Source organism: Acidisphaera rubrifaciens HS-AP3 (genome assembly GCF_000964365.1).
Taxonomy (GTDB): Bacteria; Pseudomonadota; Alphaproteobacteria; order Acetobacterales; family Acetobacteraceae; genus Acidisphaera; species Acidisphaera rubrifaciens.
Window position 1 is genome coordinate 1 of record NZ_BANB01000870.1, and the last position, 2,356, is coordinate 2,356.

The 2,356-nt window shown below is 70.7% G+C and carries 2 protein-coding genes; both read right to left on the minus strand.

Features of this window, described 5'->3' with window-relative positions:
- Positions 1-80: 80 nt before the first annotated feature.
- On the minus strand, positions 81-1,559 hold the full coding sequence (purF, locus tag B8460_RS18640; RefSeq protein ID WP_048863124.1) for an amidophosphoribosyltransferase: 1,479 nt from the start codon (positions 1,557-1,559) through the stop codon (positions 81-83).
- A 22-nt stretch (positions 1,560-1,581) separates the two neighbouring features.
- A complete protein-coding gene (locus tag B8460_RS18645) occupies positions 1,582-2,169 on the minus strand; it encodes a CvpA family protein (protein ID WP_148360704.1) in 588 nt (195 codons plus the stop codon).
- Between the last annotated feature and the right edge of the window lie 187 nt (positions 2,170-2,356).

Genomic DNA, 2,356 nt, shown 5'->3' on the forward strand with positions numbered 1-2,356 from the left:
CAGCGCGAGCGCCGCCGCGCGGCCAAGCCCGCGGCCCGCGCCGGTCACCAGCGCCACGGCGCCATCGAGCGGTCGGGCCATCAGCGTTCCGTCAGCAGGCTGAGCTGCCGCGTCGCGTTGTCGGTCATGTCGGGCAGCGCGATCGGATATTCGCCGGTGAAGCACGCATCGCAATAATGCGGCCGTGCCGCATCCCGCCCGGCGCGGCCGAGCGCGCGGTACAGCCCGTCGAGCGAGATGAACGCCAGGCTGTCCGCGCCGATCAGCTTCGACATCTCGTCCACCGTATGACGCGCGGCGAGCAGCTTGCCGCGCTCGGGCGTGTCGATGCCGTAGAAGCAGGAATGCGTCGTCGGCGGCGAGGAGATGCGCATGTGCACCTCCGCGGCCCCCGCCGCGCGCACCATCTCGACGATCTTCCGGCTGGTGGTGCCGCGCACGATGCTGTCGTCCACCAGCACCACGCGCCGCCCCTCCAGCACCGCGCGGTTGGCGCTGTGCTTCAGCTTCACGCCGAGATTGCGGATATGGTCCGTCGGCTCGATGAAGGTGCGGCCGACATAGTGGTTGCGGATGATGCCCAGCTCGAACGGCGTGCCGCATTCGTCGGAATAGCCCATCGCCGCGGGCACGCCGGAATCGGGCACCGGCACGATCACGTCGGCCGCGATATGGCTCTCGCGCGCCAGCTCGGCGCCGATCGCCTTGCGCGCCTCATAGACGGGCGTGCCTTCCACGATGCTGTCGGGACGCGCGAAGTAGATGTATTCGAACACGCAGAAGCGCGACGGGGCGCGGCTGAACGGCTTGATGCTGTGCACGCCCTGGTCGTCGATGACGACGATCTCGCCCGGCTCCACGTCGCGCACGAACTCCGCGCCCACGATGTCGAGGGCGCAGGTCTCCGACGCCAGCACCCAGCCGGTGCCGATCCGGCCGAGGATCAGCGGCCGCACGCCCAGCGGATCGCGCACGCCCAGCAGCTGTTCGTTCGACAGCGCGACCAGCGAATAGGCTCCGACGACCTGCTTGAGGGCGTCGATCAGACGATCGACGACGGTCGAATACAGGCTGATGGCGATCAGATGGACGAACACCTCGGAGTCCGTCGTGGACTGGAACAGGCAGCCGCGCCGCACCAGCGCCCGGCGCAGCAGATGCGCATTGGTCAGGTTGCCGTTATGCGCGACCGCGAAGCCGCCGAACTCGAAATCCGCATACAGCGGCTGCACGTTGCGCAGCACCGTGTCGCCGGTCGTCGCATAGCGGTTGTGCCCGACCGCCCGCATGCCGGGCAGCGAGGCGATGACCTTGGCGTCGCCGAAATTGTCGCCGACCAGGCCGAGGCCCTTGTGGGAGTGAAAGCGCGCGCCGTCATGGCTGACGATGCCGGTCGCCTCCTGCCCGCGGTGCTGGAGCGCGTGCAGGCCGAGCGCCGTGACCGCGGCCGCGTCCGGCACGTTCCACAGGCCGATGACGCCGCATTCCTCGTGGAACTTGTCGTCCCGGCCGTCGTCGGGGCCCGCCGGGCCGCCATAGGGCGCGTTCAAGCCATCCATGCGGGCGGTCTCCTGCTCCGGGTCACGGCCGGGCGCCGGGCTTGTCGTTCGCGTGCCCCTCCGGGGTCGCGCGCATCAGGTCGTCGGCGGTGGTCGTCGTGTCGGCGCCGGGCGGAAGCTGCGGCGCCTGCGGGCGGAACTCGGCCGGCAGCAGCCCCTCCGCCCACACCGCCCCGCGATAGGCATATGGGAGCGACCGGGCCTCGAGGACGGGTGCCGGCCATTGTTTGATCGGCACCACGAACCCCGCCGCGATGTAGGCAAACACCACGACCACCGCACCCCGCACGATGCCGAATACCAGCCCCAGCGTGCGGTCGAGGCCGGACAGCGCGGAATCGCGCACCACGGCACCGATCCAGTGCGAGACCACCAGCAGGAACAGCAGCGCCACCACGAAGGTCGCGCCATAGGCGACGATCATCGCGATCTGCTGCTCCGTGATATAGTGCGCGGCCTTCGGGACGGCGTAGGGGCCGGCCCAGACGGCGACGATGGCGGCCCCCACCCAGGCGGCGATGCCCAGCACCTCCCGCACCAGTCCGCGCATGAACGCCAGCAGGGCCGACACCGCGATCACGCCCGCCACCGCCAGATCAACCCACGTCATCGCCCCGCCGAAGCTGCCCGCAACGCCCCGCGTATAGAGGACGCCGCGCCCGATGCGCAAAACACCGCGGCCCTACCCCGCGTCCGCGTCGCGCGGGAACTGCGCGACCAGGTCCGCGAGGTGGCCGATTTCCGTCAGTCGCAGCCCCTCCGGCGCCGGCGGCGGGGCGGCGCGGCCGCCCCCGCTC

What these genes read in the sequence shown, in the direction of transcription:
- B8460_RS18645 (WP_148360704.1), bottom strand. Translation starts at nt 2,169, where the DNA reads ATGACGTGGGTTGATCTGGCGGTGGCGGGCGTGATCGCGGTGTCGGCC.
- purF (WP_048863124.1), bottom strand. Translation starts at nt 1,559, where the DNA reads ATGGATGGCTTGAACGCGCCCTATGGCGGCCCGGCGGGCCCCGACGAC.